The following is a 14,394-nucleotide window of genomic DNA, read 5'->3' as shown; positions in this document are numbered from 1 at the left end:
ATTTTATAATTCCTTTATTTTAATGCTCCTGAAATAAGCTTTATGCCCGTGGTCCTGCAGTGCAATTAAGCCGGTTTTGGCGTTGCCATAGTCGGGATAATCTTTCCATTTACCGTCGGCTTTTTTCCTTTTCCAGTCGCTGGTCCAGGCTTCAAAAGCTAAAATCTTTTTGCCGTTGAGCCAGTGTTCAACATGACCGTTGTTGAAAATAATTTTACTGGTGTTCCAGGTGCCAACCGGGGCTACTTTTTTTGAGATGTTTGGCAGGTACATGGCATAATCACAGCCTGTTTTTTGCCAGTCTTCCAGTTTTTCGGGCCAGCCGGCATCGTCAATGATCTGGTATTCGGGGCCGGTTTCATAAGGGCCATGGTATTTCGGATCTTCAACCACATGGTATATTACACCGCTGTTACTGCCTTTTTCTATCTTCCATTCCCATGAAAGCTCAAAATTGGTATAAGCTTTATCGGTTACTATATCTCCGCCGGTATCACCCTGCGCTGCACCAAGACAAACCAGGGCACCGTCAACAATGGTCCAGTTTTTTACCGGACCGTTTTTGTTGAAGCCATGCCAGCCTTTTAACGTTTTGCCATCAAATAAATTTATCCAGGTACCTTTTGCAGGAGTAGCCTGTTTAGGAAGTTTAGCGTTATGAACCGGAATCCCTGACGTTTGTACGCAAACTAAGCCTGCAGCAGCCAGTGCCAAACCCAATTTTTTAAACTGTTGTTTCATAATAAGGTATTTGCTGTGATCTGTTATTTTTTGACAACCTGCATTTTTTCCGGATCCCAGAACATGGGGCTGTTATTGTAATAGCTGTCATTACACAGCAGGGCAGGGGCTGCCGCACGATAGCCAAATATCGCATCTTCAGTTACCTTGCCTTTATTGCGGATAGCCGTAAAAAAGTTCACCATATGATCATATGGCCCACCTTTGTATCCTTTTTCGGCATCATACGTGATCTCTTCGGGCGGTAGCATTTTTTTGCGTTCGGCATAACCGCTGCCTGCTTTTTTGAGTTTATCAAGATAGAATGGATCATCAGAGTCCATCACTTTATTGCGTTTAAGCGTCACTTTATCCCATGTTATATCCATTGAGCCTTCGCTGCCTACCAGTTTAAGATAAGTGGTACCGCTGGTGCCATCCACGAAGTTGCAACGTAAGGAAAGATTAAAGGCTGGATGAGCCTGCGTTTTGCCGTAATCAAAAGTGCCTAAAAGTACATCAGGTACTTCGCGGCCATCATTCCAGAAACGTAAGCCGCCGGATGCATAAATTTTATTAGGGCCAACTGAATCGGTTATAAAATGCAGGCTTGAAAAAAGGTGAACAAAAAGGTCGCCCGCCATGCCGGTGCCATAATCAGTATAGTTTCTCCAGCGGAAAAAGCGTTTTTCATCAAACGGACGCTTTTTAGTATTGCTGATATAAGTTTCCCAATCAACAGTTTGAGGTGAGGCATCTTCAGGGATCGGGTATTGCCAAACCTCAAGCGGCGCCCGGCGGGCCCAGAAACCTTCGGCATAGTTTAATTCGCCAATAGCGCCGCTTTTTAACAGCTCGTGTGCTTTTTCATTGCCTAATGATGATACCCCCTGGCTGCCTACCTGGAAGATCATTCCTGTTTCTTTTTGCGCTTTGATCACCGCCGGCCCTTCGGTAATGGCGTGCACCATCGGTTTTTCGCAATATACATGTTTACCGGCGTGCATGGCATCAACAGAAATTTGCTGGTGCCAGTGATCAGGTGTGGCAATGATTACAGCGTCAATGTCTTTACGGTTCAGGATCTCTTTGTAAACCCGGGTAGTAAAAATGTCGGCTCCCCAGCGGGTTTTAGCATCCTTTAAGCGACCGTCATACAAATCGCATACGGCTACCAGTTTAACACCGGGCACCTGCAGGGCGGTGATGGTATCCTGGGTACCCATACCACCGGCGCCAATGAGGGCGATGTTTACCTGGTCGTTAGGACTGTTGCCGATGAGGCGTTTCTGGATAGAAAAAGATTTGGCCTGGCTTTGGCTGGCTAAGAGGCCCGATCCGGCAGCTACGGCCGCGGTTGCAGTGGTTAGTTTTTTAATAAAACTGCGGCGCGAGGATTCTTGTTCGTCTTTCATAAGGATAAGGAAACAAATTTTAAATGTGATTTGCCGGAGTGTGCCGGCTGAAATTGGTTTTTAAAAATAATGAATTGACTTAACATTTTCATAATTGTAGTAATATAAAATCGGTTTAGTTACAGCGTAACGCATAGGTGGTCCATTTGGCCTGCGCTGCGTTGGGCCACCATCCTCTATCCTTCGGATAAAGAGGGTAAGAAAATATATAAATTAAAATCCCCTCTTTGCGAAGCAGAGAGGGGTGGCGAGCGTAGCGAAGTCGGGGTGAGTTAACTTGTCAGCCCTGTTTCAGTATTCCTTTTTCACCCTTGTTAGTGTTAATGCATTCGGTATACAATCATTATCTTTGCCCCGATGAGCAAAACCATAACACCGTACCATGACGAGCAGGCTACCAAAAAAGAACAGGTGGCAGATATGTTCAACAATATATCAAAAACCTATGATTTCCTGAACCATTTCATGTCGCTTGGTATTGATATCATCTGGCGTAAAAAGGCCATCAACGAATTAAAAAAGGATAAACCCAAACTGATACTTGATGTTGCTACCGGTACCGGCGATTTTGCTTTTGAGGCTTTATCTATCCTGAAACCTGAAAAAATTATTGGTGTAGATATTTCAAGGGGGATGCTTGACATCGCGGAGCAAAAAATAGCAAAACGGGGTTTAAGCGATAAATTTGCTGTAAAACTGGGCGATTCGGAAAAACTGCCGTTTGAGGGCGCGGAGTTTGACGCTGTTACGGTTGCCTACGGTGTACGTAATTTTGAAAACCTGGAAAAAGGCCTTGCTGATATAATCCGGGTGCTAAAACCCGGAGGGAAGGTGGTGGTGCTTGAGTTTTCAAAGCCTAAAGTATTCCCGGTAAAGCAGTTGTATAATTTTTACTTCAGCTATATTACCCCGGGGATTGGTAAATTGTTTAGCAAAGATGCAAGGGCGTACAGCTATTTGCCCGAGTCGGTAGCTGCTTTTCCTGATGGGCGGGCTTTTGTGGGTTTGATGGATAAAGTAGGCTTTAAGAATACCAAATGCCGGCCTTTAACGTTTGGTATCTGTTCAATATACACCGGTATTAAATGATTATAAACCGTTACCTGCTTGTAGTTGTACTTATTTTTAGCAGCAATTTATTGTTTGCTCAGCATGTACCTGCATGGGGTGGCGGTGCCGATCAGCAGGATCTGAGCTTTGGCTTCAGTTTCACGTATGTAAGCACCGATTTTAAGATCGTCAATCAACCCAATTTTCGCAACGCGTTTTTAGATGAGAACGGTGTGCAGGTTAAAGGGCCGCTTAACAGCATCAGCTCAAAAAGTTCACCGGCTTTCGGAGTAGGTTTTTTGACCCGGTACAGGGTCACTGAACATCTTGAGGTACGTACCACACCATCATTAATTTTTGCCGACAGGGTTTTGCATTATTCTTATGTAGATCCGTCGGAAGATGTGGATAAAAAAGTACAAACCACTTCGGTAGACGTGCCCCTGCAATTGAAATTAAAATCAGACAGGCTGGGCGATTTCAGGGCTTATGTTGTAGGCGGCCTGAAATATACCCAGGCGATAGGCTCTAAGAAAAACGCGGATGCCAACCTTGACCTTTCAGAGAAGCTGGTTAAAAATGTAGGTGGCTTTGCCTCGTATGAGGCGGGCGTTGGTTGTGATATTTATTTTGAATTTTTTAAGCTTTCGCCCGAGATTAAGATCTCCAATTCGTTAGGCAATGTGCTGATGCGCGAGTATAACCCCTACTCGGCGCCCCTCAGCAGGCTGGGCTTACATACCATTATGTTTAGTTTGATTTTTGAGTAGGGTAGATACTTAAAAATATAAAAAAAGATGTCATACAGCCCGTCGAAGCATGGCGGGTTGGGCCTCTGCGCGCGTCCTTCGACCAGTTCAGGATGACCGTTCCTCCTAAATCTCGCGCTAATTTATAATGAGAGCGTAAGATGGATTTGCGTTTTCAACGCAATGGTGGGGTGAGTAAAATCCTTTCTTCAAAAACATCCTTACTCCCAACCGACAATATTTTAAACTAAAAAACATAATTTCGCTGTTTATAGTTATCAATACCTATGAGTAAGATTGCCTTAATTACAGGAGCTACCGCCGGCATTGGCGAGGCATGTGCACACGTTTTTGCCCGTGAAGGCTATGACCTGGTATTAACCGGCCGCCGGTTAAACAGGTTAGAGAAACTGGCCAAACACCTGAATGATAAGTATAACGTAGAGGTTGCGGTTTCGTCATTTGATGTGCGTAACCGCGAAGATACCATCAACAGCCTGGAAGCTTTGCCGGCCGAATGGAAGAAAGTAACTGTATTGGTTAACAATGCAGGTTTAAGCCAGGGGCTTGACCCCATTCAAAAAGGCAGCATTGATGATTGGGAAACCATGATTGATACCAATGTTAAAGGCTTATTGTATGTGAGCCGGGTGGTATCAAATTGGATGATAGAAAACGGTAATGGTCATATTATAAACCTTGGTTCAATTGCCGGTAAGGAAGTTTATGCCAACGGAAATGTATATTGCGCTACCAAACATGCAGTTGATGCTTTAAATAAAGGTATGCGGATTGACCTTTTACCCCATAGTATTAAGGTAACGGCGATACATCCGGGTGCTGTAGAAACCGAGTTTTCGGAGGTGCGCTTTAAAGGTGATAAGGAAAGGGCCAAAAAAGTGTATGATGGTTTTAAACCATTAGTGGCCGAAGATGTGGCCGAAACCATCTGGTTCATTGCATCACGACCGGCACATGTTAATATTAACGACCTCGTGATCATGCCTACAGCGCAAGCCAACGCAGGTACGATATTTAGGGGGTAGAGGGGAAGTCTGAAGTCGGAAAGTCAGTAAAGTCCGAAAGTAAGACAAGGCTGCTTTATTAACCAAACAAATCCTTCGGACTTTCGGACATCGGATTTCCGGACTAAAAAGAAAAACTTCCGGACTTTCCGACATCGGACTTCCGGACTAACATAAAACATATGTCATTAATTACACAAATAGACCAGGACATTAAACTGGCCATGCTTGCCAAGCAGGCAGATCGTTTACAGGGGTTGCGTGCCATCAAATCGGCATTGCTTTTGGCTAAAACCGAAAAAGGCGCTGCCGATGAACTAACCGAGGAAGCTGAAATTAAAGTATTGCAAAAGCTGGTAAAGCAACGTAAGGAATCGGCCGATATTTATAAGGAGCAAAACCGCGACGACCTGTACCAGGTGGAAATAGCCGAAATGCTGGTTATTGAAGAATACCTTCCGCAGCAAATGAGCAAGTTTGAAATTGAAGGCTACCTTGAAGAGCTTATTGGCAGGATAGGTGCTACATCCGTAAAAGATATGGGCCGCGTAATGGGTATGGCCAGTAAAGAGCTTGCGGGCAAGGCTGACGGTAAAACAATATCAGAGGTGGTTAAACAGTTATTGGGTTAAGCTTTTACCATTTAATTAGTACAGCGCTTTTTACGTAATGTTGTGTTAATGTTAATCTTATTTAATAAAAGCTTAACATTACTACATTGGTAAATAATTACTATACTTGCTAAATGTCGTTCGTAATAAACTAATTTTACAGCGGAATAACAGGAATTTGTACTGAAAGCGATTTTGGTATAAGATAAGTTTGAAAAATTAATTTTTAATATTTTATATGGAGTTCGTGCTTAAAGAGGAACACGGTTTTAGTTACATCGATGAGGGCGAAGGAGAGGTGCTGTTACTGCTGCATGGTTTAATGGGGGCACTGAGCAATTGGGATGGTGTTATTAATGAGTTTAAATCAAAATACAGGGTTATCATCCCTATGCTGCCTGTTTATGACATGCCGCTGATTAGTACCGGGGTAAAAAGTTTATCGAAATTTGTACATAAGTTTATAAAGTTTAAAAAGCTCAGCAATATTACCTTATTGGGTAACTCGCTTGGCGGGCATGTGGCGCTGGTTTATTTAACCACGCATCCCGAAAATATAAAGGCCCTTGTTTTAACCGGTAGCTCGGGCTTATATGAAAATGCTTTCGGCGGCTCTTTTCCCCGCAGGGAGAGTATTGATTTTGTGCGCGAAAAAGTGCAATTTACATTTTACGATCCGGCTATAGCCACCGATGAGTTGGTGCTTGATGTTTTTCAGACCATTAACGACAGGCATAAGGTGATCCGCTTGCTGGCCATGGCAAAATCTGCCATCAGGCATAATATGAAAAAAGATCTGCATAAGATCACTATCCCGGTATCTTTGATATGGGGACGAAATGACAAGATCACCCCGCCCGAGGTAGCTGTTGAATTTCATGAGCTATTGCCCGATTCAGAACTTCATTGGATTGATAAATGCGGACATGCCCCTATGATGGAGCACCCTGAAGAATTTAATACGTTACTTAAACAGTTTTTAGCTAAATTAGAAACCAAAGTAAATGCATAGATGATAGCACTTGACCTGATAGCTGACTCGATACCGCCGGTACACACTTCTGATACCATTCAGAAAGTGCTTGACCGTATGATTGAGTTTCGCCTCAGGCATTTGCCTATTGTAAATGAAGAGCAGTTTTTAGGTTTGCTTGCCGAGGATGACCTGATAGCCGAAAGTGATTATCAAACGTCCATAGGTGCGCTGGCCCTTTCGTTGGTTAATCCCTACGTGTTGGAAGATCAGCATATTTATGATGTTATCCGGCTGTTTTATGAGCAGCAGCTTACCATTGTACCGGTGCTTGACGCTAAAAGCAATTATCTTGGGTTGATATCTATTAACGCCATTACAGAATATTTCGCAAAAATAACTTCAGTATCCCAACCGGGAGGCATTATTGTACTGGAGATCAACAATAAAAATAATTCGCTTGCGCACATGGCGCAGATAGTTGAATCGGACAATGCGCAGATCCTGAGCTCCTATGTTCAGTCCTTTCCCGATTCAACCCGGATGGAAGTTACCCTTAAGGTCAACAAGCTGGATATTTCGGCCATAACTGCCAGCTTCCTTCGGTATGAGTATGATATCAAAGCTACCTTTAATCATACCGATATCAACGATACCACCCGCGACAGGTATGATTCGCTCATGAATTACCTTAATTTGTAGTATTTAGTCCGAAGCCCTAAGGCGGAAATTTTAAGTCCTGAGCCTAAAGTCTTAAGTCGACATCATGGATTATTTTACCAAATATTGAGACTTAAAACTTACGACTATCGACTTATAATTTAAACCAAATTATAAGCCTGCGCAAACATCACAGCATCATAATTATTTTTCAGGTGCAGTTTGTTTTTGATGTTTTTACGGTGCGTTTCGGCCGTAGCCGGGGCAATGAATAGCTTCGCGCTGATCTCTGCCGAACTCATACCCATGGCAATATATTTCAGAATTTCTTTTTCGCGCCGGGTAAGTGTTAAAAATAACAGGTTATTATGGCGTAAAAAAGCGATCTCATTCATAAGCCTGTTTACCTTGGTAGTGATATGATGCAAAGGATCAAGCCTGCTGGCTATAGTCAACATGTATGTGGCATCGCCTGCGTCATTGCGTGCAAAAACTTTGGTATTGCTCACAAACAACTGCCACTCGGGGTTATCAGGTACACGTACCTGCTGAAAGTAGGATACCTGCTCCTGTGTTTTGCTTTTTATCAGGTGCAAAATTTTAGGTACGTACTCGTCGCTGTCTTCAGTGTTAAAATATTTCAGGTGATATGTTTCAGGGCCCATGGCCTGCAGTTCGCCGAGCGTGGTACCCAGTACATCGAGGCCTACACTGTTCATATATACTATCTGCAGCGTTTCAACCTCATGAATTATTAATGCGGAAGGAAGGTAATCAGCTATTGACTGTATATCCGATAGTTTTTGGGTAAAAGTTTTATCCATCAATAAAATAACCGTTGTTTAATATTGGTAAGGTAGGCCAAAATAGTTAAACTTAATTATTTTACTTTGAAGTTATTTATCTGTTAAAGCACTTAAAATGGCTTTATTAGGAAATATAAGCAAACAATAGCGCACAATTTGCCATTATAAGAACAATGTGTAATGATGGATGGATGGTAGTGTTTAGTTTATGCTGGTATTAATTATTTATGCCTTGCTGCATTAATGTACTTTCAAAGTTCGATATTCGCTTTTTTAAAAAATGAAAATAGCAGTTTACGGCAGGCCGTTTAATGAGCCATCTGTTTTACCTTTTATACAGCAGGTTTTTGATAATCTTGCACAGCATGATGTTGATATTTATGTACACCAGCAACTCCACGAATATTTGCAGGATAAACTAACCACAGTGCAATATAAAGTGTTGCGCCCCGCCGAAACCTTAAAAGGCTTTATTGATATTTTTATAACGCTTGGAGGCGATGGTACCCTGCTTGATACAGTTACTTTGATTCGCGATTCGGGGATCCCCGTTATTGGTATTAACTTTGGCCGCCTGGGATTTTTGGCCAGTGTTAATAAAAGTGATATTACGGCAGCCATTCATGCGGTGGTGAACAGGCAGTTTACCTGCGATTGCCGCGAATTGCTTACCGTCGACTCGGATCCTAATGTTTTTGGCAGCAATAATTTTGCCCTTAATGATGTAACCATCCATAAGCGCGATGATGCCGCCATGATCATAACGCACGTGTTTTTGAACGATGAGTTTTTAAATTCATACTGGGGCGATGGTATTATCATCTCAACATCAACCGGCTCAACAGCTTATTCATTAAGCTGCGGAGGGCCTATTATTTTCCCGCAGTCAAACAGCATAGTGGTAACCCCGGTATCACCTCACAACCTTAACGTGCGGCCTATAGTGATCCCTGATACCAGTAAGCTTTGTTTTGAGGTGGAAAGCCGCAGCGCTAATTATATCATCTCCTGCGATTCGCGGACGGAAGTTTTAGATCAAACAGTTAAGTTTCATGTTCAAAAAGCCAGTTTTCAGTTAAATTTAATTCGCCTTAGTAATGAAAGCTATTTAACTACGTTAAGGAATAAACTGCTTTGGGGCCTTGATGCCCGTAATTACTAAATTTGATTAATGCCTAAATTTTTACTTTTTGCCATATTCTTGTTTTTAACTTATCAGCTGCAGGCCCAAACCTGGGAAATAGGCGGATCGATTGGCGGTGCGGGGTACATAGGTGATCTTAACCCCAATAACCCTGTTAAAATAAGCGGCGTTTCGGCGGGTATCTTTGGTAAAAGAAATTTTAATGGCTATTTTTCAGCTAAACTGAATATTGGTGTTGGTAATATATCGGCTTATGATAACCGGTCCGGCTACCAGCAGTTTCGTGATCGTAACCTTAACTTTAAAGATCAATTGCGGGAGGTAAGTCTTATTGGCGAGTTTAATTTTATGAACTATATCCCCGATGCCGGACGAAACAAATACACACCTTATATATTTACAGGTATTGGCGTTGCATCTTACGCGCCGCGTGCACAGGATTTTGACGGTCGTGAGATTAGCTTAAGGCAGCTAAAAACCGAAGGCCAGGCTAAGCCTTATGGCAATAACACCGTCGTAATCCCCTATGGTTTAGGTATCAAGTATAATTTATCCGGTAAGTTTACAGTTATGGCCGATATGGGTTACCGCTATGCATTTACAGATTACCTGGATGATGTAAGCGGTGTATATGCTGATAAAAGCAAAATGACCACAACCGGCGCTTTACTCTCTGATCGTTCGGGCGAAAAAACCGGCAATTATATTGGCACCGTTGGTTCTCAGCGCGGCGACTTTAAATCGCATGATACCTACTTCTTCCTTAACTTTACAATCTCATTTACTTTTGTAACAGCAAACTGCTACTTCTAATTACATCAGGCCTGTAACAAATGTTGTGGATTTATTGCGTCTCTTTTAGATAATAATTCAATATTTAATTCGTTTTAAATTTAAAATGCAATATTTAATTCTGTTTTTATATTGTATTTTGAAATTTAGTATTATAATTGATTATTAACCTAAAATCTTTAAAGTCATGGCCGAATTAAACTCATCTCCCCAAAATGGCGGCGGAAAGCACAAACGCAAAAAAATAAACGCCCGCGTTGATCTTACTGCAATGGTCGATCTGGCATTCCTGCTTATTACCTTTTTTATCATGACCACCACGCTGGCTAAACCAAAAGCTATGGATTTGGCTATGCCAGATGACGGTGGCGACGGAATGCCGGTTCCGGCAAGCCGAACACTGACTGTTGTTTTGGGCAAAAATAATAAGGTCATGTATTTTCTGGGCGAGCTTAAAAACCCGATCATCGCACCTTCGGTAACCGATTTTTCAGCCAATGGCATTCGCAGGGCCATCATCGAAACCAATAAAAAAGTACACGATGGATCGGGCAAAAGCATGATAGTATTGGTAAAACCAAGCGATAAATCGCAATACAGTAATTTGGTGAGTACACTTGATGAGCTGACTATTACCGGCATTCAGCAATACGCTATAATTGACATTATGCCCGCCGATGTTGACGCGCTCAAACAAAAAGGAATATAAAAGTGTAACGCAATTGTAAGCAAATTTACAGGCGGTTTTTTGAGGCCGGCAGCTTTCATTATCAGGCAGATAATGGCTGCCGGCTTTTTATTTTTTTGAGCTTTAAACCAAATATTATGAAAAATCATGGTTTTGGTAGCTGTTTAGGCAGTTTTAATATATTATTCGCAATAACATTTTCTTTTAGCGAGGGATACTAAAAAAATACAAAGTAAGTTTTACCTTTGTACCCTGAAAAATCCGTCAATTTGCGTGGCAAAACGGCGGATGCAGGTAATTAATAATTGATTAGTCTAACAACCGAATATCGCAGACCATAGTATTGATGAAAAATTTTACACAAGTGTGTTTGTACAGGGTGGCTTTTGATAAGGAGTAATATGGATTATTTGGATCAGATTGATTTGTCGAGACTACCGAAGCACGTAGCTATTATTATGGATGGCAATGGGCGCTGGGCAAAAGGGAAAGGCAAATTAAGGATATTTGGCCATCACAACGGTGTAACATCCGTTAGGGATGTTGTTGAGGGGGCCGATAAATTAGGTATTAAATATATCACCTTATATACATTTTCGTCCGAAAACTGGAACCGCCCCAAGCTGGAGGTGATGGCTATTATGGAGTTAATGGTAACCACTATTCATAAAGAGGTTCCCGGCTTTATGAAAAACAACATCAGGCTAAATGCCATCGGCGATCTGGACACACTGCCCGAAAAATGCCTTCGCGAACTTAATAATGCTATTGAAACAACAGCAGGTAATACCGGTGTTGTGCTTACGCTGGCTTTAAGCTATAGCTCGCGCCGCGAAATTGTACGAGCCGCAAAGAATATAGCCATAAAGGTAAAAAACGGCGAGTTGAATGCGGAAGATATTAATGAAGAGGTTTTTGAACAAAACCTTTTTACAGGCGATATGCCGAACCCCGAGCTGCTGATCAGAACCAGCGGTGAATATCGTATAAGTAATTATTTATTATGGCAAATTGCTTACGCCGAGTTGTATTTTACAACCAAATTATGGCCCGATTTCAGGAAAGAAGACCTGTATGAAGCAGTGATCGATTTTCAGAAACGCGAGCGCCGTTTTGGCCTAACAAGTGAGCAGGTGAACTAAATTTTTACTTTTAACAAATTTTAACAACTGTATAAATTATTTTTAGCCCACTAAAATATTCGAATGTATAAATTTCTTTTTGCTATTCTTTTCTCGGTTTTGGCTACTACGGCTTTCGCCCAGATATCCAATGGGCCGAGGCCTACACTTACAAAATCGATACCGGCTGATAGTTTAAGTTATCTTAATCCTAAAGATTATATTATTGGTGGTATTTCTGTTAGTGGCGCAAAATATCTTGATAAAGACATCCTGATCCAACTATCCAAATTAACCAAAGGCGATCGTATCAACCTGCCGGGCGAGCGTAATGCCGAGGTAATTAAAACCTTATATCAACAGGGTTTATTTGATGATGTTCAATTAAACATTACCAAAATTAACATGGATACGATTTACCTGGAGATTGCCGTATTGGAGCGTCCGCGTTTATCACGCATGCACTTAACAGGTATTCGTAAAGGTGAGATTGAGGATGTTCAGAAAAAATTGAACGACCGTGTAGGCAAGATCGTAAATGAAAACCTCATCAGCACAACAACAGCTATTATTAAAAAGCATTTTAACGAAAAAGGTTTCTTAAACACTACCGTTACTATTACCCAGCGTAAAGACCAGGGTGATGTTAACAGCGTTATACTGGATGTTGCCGTCGATAAAAAGACCAAGGTTAAAATAAACGATGTTATTTTTGAAGGCAACAAGGCATTTAGCACCGGAACCCTGCGTGGTTTTTTAAGTAAAACCCGTAAACGTAAATGGTATAACCTGTTTGGTTCAAAGAAATTTAAACAGGATAAATACGAAGAAGATAAACAAAACCTGGTTGAAAAAATGCAGGCCAGGGGATACCGTGATGCCGAGATCCTGAGTGATTCTGTGTGGAAGCATGACGATGAAACCGTAAATGTAAAACTTAAGGTATACGAAGGCCCTAAATATTACTTTGGCAATGTTAGGTTTTCGGGCAATGCCAAATATAATACCGACCTGTTAAACAGGATCCTCCATGTTAAAAAAGGCGATGTGTTTAGCGAAGACGAGCTGAACAAACGTTTAAGCGGCCCAACTCCGGGCAATGATGATATTTCGTCGTTATACCTTAATGACGGTTATCTAACCTTTAATGCGGATCCGGTACAAACAAGGGTTTATAATGACACTGTAGATGTTGATGTGAGGATTTATGAAGGCCCTCAGTATACTATTAACCGTGTTATGTTAAAAGGTAACGACGTTACCAACGATAAGGTGGTAATGCGTGAGATCCAGACTAAGCCCGGTCAAAAATTCAACAAAGACCTGCTGATCCGCAGTGCGCGGGAAATAGGCCAGTTGGGCAACTTTGACGAGCAAAAAACCGAACCTAAACCAACCAACATCAATCCGCAGGATGGTACTGTTGATTTGGTTTACAACGTAGTTGAAAAACCTTCAGATCAGATCGAGCTTTCGGGTGGTTTTGGTGGCGGCCAGTTGGTAGGTACCTTGGGTTTAACCTTTAATAACTTCTCTATCCGTAATATCTTCCATCTTAAAGCTTACAAGCCGCTGCCAAAAGGTGATGGTCAGAAACTGAGCTTAAGGGGACAATCGAGCGGTCGTACTTATCAAAACTTCTCGTTCACATTTTCCGAGCCGTGGTTAGGCGGTAAAAAGCCAATCTACTTTGCATTATCGGCTTATACACAGGGAAGCTCAACCGGTCAGTACTATCCAAAATCAAGTCCTTACTATAATAAGTTGCGTATTAATGGTATTGGGGTTACATTGGGTAAACGTTTAAAATGGCCTGATAACTATTTCCAGTTAAACTATTCACTTAACCTTGACCACTACAATCTTGACAATTATAGTAATTACCTGTTCACTAACGGTACCTCGTATAACATCAAGATAACCCAGGAGCTTACCCGTAACTCTGTTGACGCGCCTATCTTCCCGACACAGGGCTCAAATATTAAATTTACTATCCAGGCTACGCCGCCATACTCGTTGTTTAACAATATAAATTATAAGATAGCTACGCCGGAAGAACGTTACCATTTTGTTGAGTATTATAAATTTAAATATGATGCGCAATGGTTTTCAAAACTGGTAGGTAAGTTTGTTTTGATGTCGCAGGTTAGGTTTGGTTTCCTTGGCCAGTACAATCACCAGGTTGGCCCATCACCGTTTGAACGCTTTAAATTAGGTGGCGACGGTATGCAGAGCTATCAGTTTTTACAGGGTAGCGAGATCATCGGTTTACGCGGTTACCAAAACTTCTCGATAGTGCCTGAAGGCTCAAACGAAACTCAAAATAATAATACAGGTAGCGCGATTTACAATAAATACACGCTGGAGCTTCGCCACCCGGTTATTGCAAGTCAATCGGCCACTATCTTCTTGTTAGCTTTTGCCGAAGGTGGCAACGCCTGGAACCAGTTTAGCCAGTTTAATCCGTTTAACGTAAGACGTTCGGTAGGTGTAGGCGCAAGGATATTTTTGCCTATATTTGGCTTACTGGGGTTAGATTATGGTTATGGCTTTGACAAAATACCGGGACAACCGGATGCCAATAAAGGCCAGTTCCATTTTACAATTTCTCAGAGTTTATCCGGCGGATTTAATTAATTT

The 14,394-nt window shown here is 41.9% G+C and carries 14 protein-coding genes; 11 read left to right on the top strand and 3 right to left on the bottom strand.

The features are described from left to right. Nucleotides 1-3 precede the first annotated feature (3 nt). Complete coding sequence (locus ACP26M_RS16030) at nt 4-741, bottom strand: 3-keto-disaccharide hydrolase (RefSeq protein ID WP_426581386.1); 738 nt, start codon at nt 739-741, stop codon at nt 4-6. Nucleotides 742-764: 23 nt separating this feature from the next. Continuing rightward, nucleotides 765-2,135 carry a Gfo/Idh/MocA family protein gene (locus ACP26M_RS16025; RefSeq protein ID WP_090531940.1) on the bottom strand — a complete coding sequence of 457 codons (1,371 nt, stop codon included), beginning with the start codon at nt 2,133-2,135 and terminating at the stop codon, nt 765-767. A 357-nt stretch (nt 2,136-2,492) separates the two neighbouring features. Here ACP26M_RS16025 and ubiE point away from each other — a divergent pair, with 357 nt between their 5' ends. From ubiE to ACP26M_RS15995, 6 genes are all read left to right on the top strand, one after another. Further along, a complete protein-coding gene (gene ubiE, locus ACP26M_RS16020) occupies nt 2,493-3,224 on the top strand; it encodes a bifunctional demethylmenaquinone methyltransferase/2-methoxy-6-polyprenyl-1,4-benzoquinol methylase UbiE (RefSeq protein WP_175490059.1) in 732 nt (243 codons plus the stop codon). Then, entirely contained in the window at nt 3,221-3,955 is a 735-nt protein-coding gene (locus ACP26M_RS16015) for an outer membrane beta-barrel protein (protein WP_426581383.1), read from the top strand. The genes ubiE and ACP26M_RS16015 overlap by 4 nt, the downstream gene beginning before the upstream one ends. A gap of 266 nt (nt 3,956-4,221) precedes the next feature. Then, complete coding sequence (locus tag ACP26M_RS16010; RefSeq protein ID WP_426581381.1) at nt 4,222-4,980, top strand: SDR family oxidoreductase; 759 nt, start codon at nt 4,222-4,224, stop codon at nt 4,978-4,980. A 161-nt stretch (nt 4,981-5,141) separates the two neighbouring features. Then, nucleotides 5,142-5,591 (top strand): GatB/YqeY domain-containing protein, encoded by a 450-nt coding sequence (locus ACP26M_RS16005; protein WP_188832885.1) that lies wholly within the window; start codon nt 5,142-5,144, stop codon nt 5,589-5,591. A 217-nt stretch (nt 5,592-5,808) separates the two neighbouring features. Next, entirely contained in the window at nt 5,809-6,582 is a 774-nt protein-coding gene (locus ACP26M_RS16000; RefSeq protein ID WP_091172581.1) for an alpha/beta fold hydrolase, read from the top strand. Beyond that, nucleotides 6,583-7,245, top strand: a complete 663-nt coding sequence (locus ACP26M_RS15995) for a CBS domain-containing protein (protein ID WP_176622571.1) — start codon at nt 6,583-6,585, stop codon at nt 7,243-7,245. Between the two features lie 119 nt (nt 7,246-7,364). Here ACP26M_RS15995 and ACP26M_RS15990 read toward each other — a convergent pair whose 3' ends face one another. Then, complete coding sequence (locus ACP26M_RS15990) at nt 7,365-8,027, bottom strand: response regulator transcription factor (protein WP_426581378.1); 663 nt, start codon at nt 8,025-8,027, stop codon at nt 7,365-7,367. A gap of 262 nt (nt 8,028-8,289) precedes the next feature. Here ACP26M_RS15990 and ACP26M_RS15985 point away from each other — a divergent pair, with 262 nt between their 5' ends. The 5 genes from ACP26M_RS15985 to bamA all read left to right on the top strand — a co-directional run bounded on the left by ACP26M_RS15985 (nt 8,290) and on the right by bamA (nt 14,391). After that, nucleotides 8,290-9,171, top strand: a complete 882-nt coding sequence (locus ACP26M_RS15985) for an NAD kinase (protein WP_426581376.1) — start codon at nt 8,290-8,292, stop codon at nt 9,169-9,171. 9 nt (nt 9,172-9,180) lie between these two features. After that, a complete protein-coding gene (locus ACP26M_RS15980) occupies nt 9,181-9,966 on the top strand; it encodes a DUF6089 family protein (RefSeq protein ID WP_188832887.1) in 786 nt (261 codons plus the stop codon). A 166-nt stretch (nt 9,967-10,132) separates the two neighbouring features. Further along, complete coding sequence (locus tag ACP26M_RS15975) at nt 10,133-10,654, top strand: ExbD/TolR family protein (RefSeq protein ID WP_426581374.1); 522 nt, start codon at nt 10,133-10,135, stop codon at nt 10,652-10,654. Nucleotides 10,655-11,034: 380 nt separating this feature from the next. After that, nucleotides 11,035-11,775, top strand: a complete 741-nt coding sequence (locus tag ACP26M_RS15970) for an isoprenyl transferase (protein WP_426581372.1) — start codon at nt 11,035-11,037, stop codon at nt 11,773-11,775. A 63-nt stretch (nt 11,776-11,838) separates the two neighbouring features. Next, complete coding sequence (gene bamA, locus ACP26M_RS15965) at nt 11,839-14,391, top strand: outer membrane protein assembly factor BamA (protein ID WP_426581370.1); 2,553 nt, start codon at nt 11,839-11,841, stop codon at nt 14,389-14,391. The last annotated feature ends 3 nt before the right edge of the window (nt 14,392-14,394 follow it).

The organism is Mucilaginibacter sp. R-33 (assembly GCF_049949235.1).
Lineage (GTDB): Bacteria > Bacteroidota > Bacteroidia > Sphingobacteriales > Sphingobacteriaceae > Mucilaginibacter.
Note: the sequence above shows the minus strand (reverse complement) of the source record. Positions and strands in the feature narration are given on the sequence as shown.

What these genes read in the sequence shown, in the direction of transcription:
- ACP26M_RS16030 (WP_426581386.1), bottom strand. Translation starts at nt 741, where the DNA reads ATGAAACAACAGTTTAAAAAATTGGGTTTGGCACTGGCTGCTGCAGGC.
- ACP26M_RS16025 (WP_090531940.1), bottom strand. Translation starts at nt 2,135, where the DNA reads ATGAAAGACGAACAAGAATCCTCGCGCCGCAGTTTTATTAAAAAACTA.
- ubiE (WP_175490059.1), top strand. Translation starts at nt 2,493, where the DNA reads ATGAGCAAAACCATAACACCGTACCATGACGAGCAGGCTACCAAAAAA.
- ACP26M_RS16015 (WP_426581383.1), top strand. Translation starts at nt 3,221, where the DNA reads ATGATTATAAACCGTTACCTGCTTGTAGTTGTACTTATTTTTAGCAGC.
- ACP26M_RS16010 (WP_426581381.1), top strand. Translation starts at nt 4,222, where the DNA reads ATGAGTAAGATTGCCTTAATTACAGGAGCTACCGCCGGCATTGGCGAG.
- ACP26M_RS16005 (WP_188832885.1), top strand. Translation starts at nt 5,142, where the DNA reads ATGTCATTAATTACACAAATAGACCAGGACATTAAACTGGCCATGCTT.
- ACP26M_RS16000 (WP_091172581.1), top strand. Translation starts at nt 5,809, where the DNA reads ATGGAGTTCGTGCTTAAAGAGGAACACGGTTTTAGTTACATCGATGAG.
- ACP26M_RS15995 (WP_176622571.1), top strand. Translation starts at nt 6,583, where the DNA reads ATGATAGCACTTGACCTGATAGCTGACTCGATACCGCCGGTACACACT.
- ACP26M_RS15990 (WP_426581378.1), bottom strand. Translation starts at nt 8,027, where the DNA reads ATGGATAAAACTTTTACCCAAAAACTATCGGATATACAGTCAATAGCT.
- ACP26M_RS15985 (WP_426581376.1), top strand. Translation starts at nt 8,290, where the DNA reads ATGAAAATAGCAGTTTACGGCAGGCCGTTTAATGAGCCATCTGTTTTA.
- ACP26M_RS15980 (WP_188832887.1), top strand. Translation starts at nt 9,181, where the DNA reads ATGCCTAAATTTTTACTTTTTGCCATATTCTTGTTTTTAACTTATCAG.
- ACP26M_RS15975 (WP_426581374.1), top strand. Translation starts at nt 10,133, where the DNA reads ATGGCCGAATTAAACTCATCTCCCCAAAATGGCGGCGGAAAGCACAAA.
- ACP26M_RS15970 (WP_426581372.1), top strand. Translation starts at nt 11,035, where the DNA reads ATGGATTATTTGGATCAGATTGATTTGTCGAGACTACCGAAGCACGTA.
- bamA (WP_426581370.1), top strand. Translation starts at nt 11,839, where the DNA reads ATGTATAAATTTCTTTTTGCTATTCTTTTCTCGGTTTTGGCTACTACG.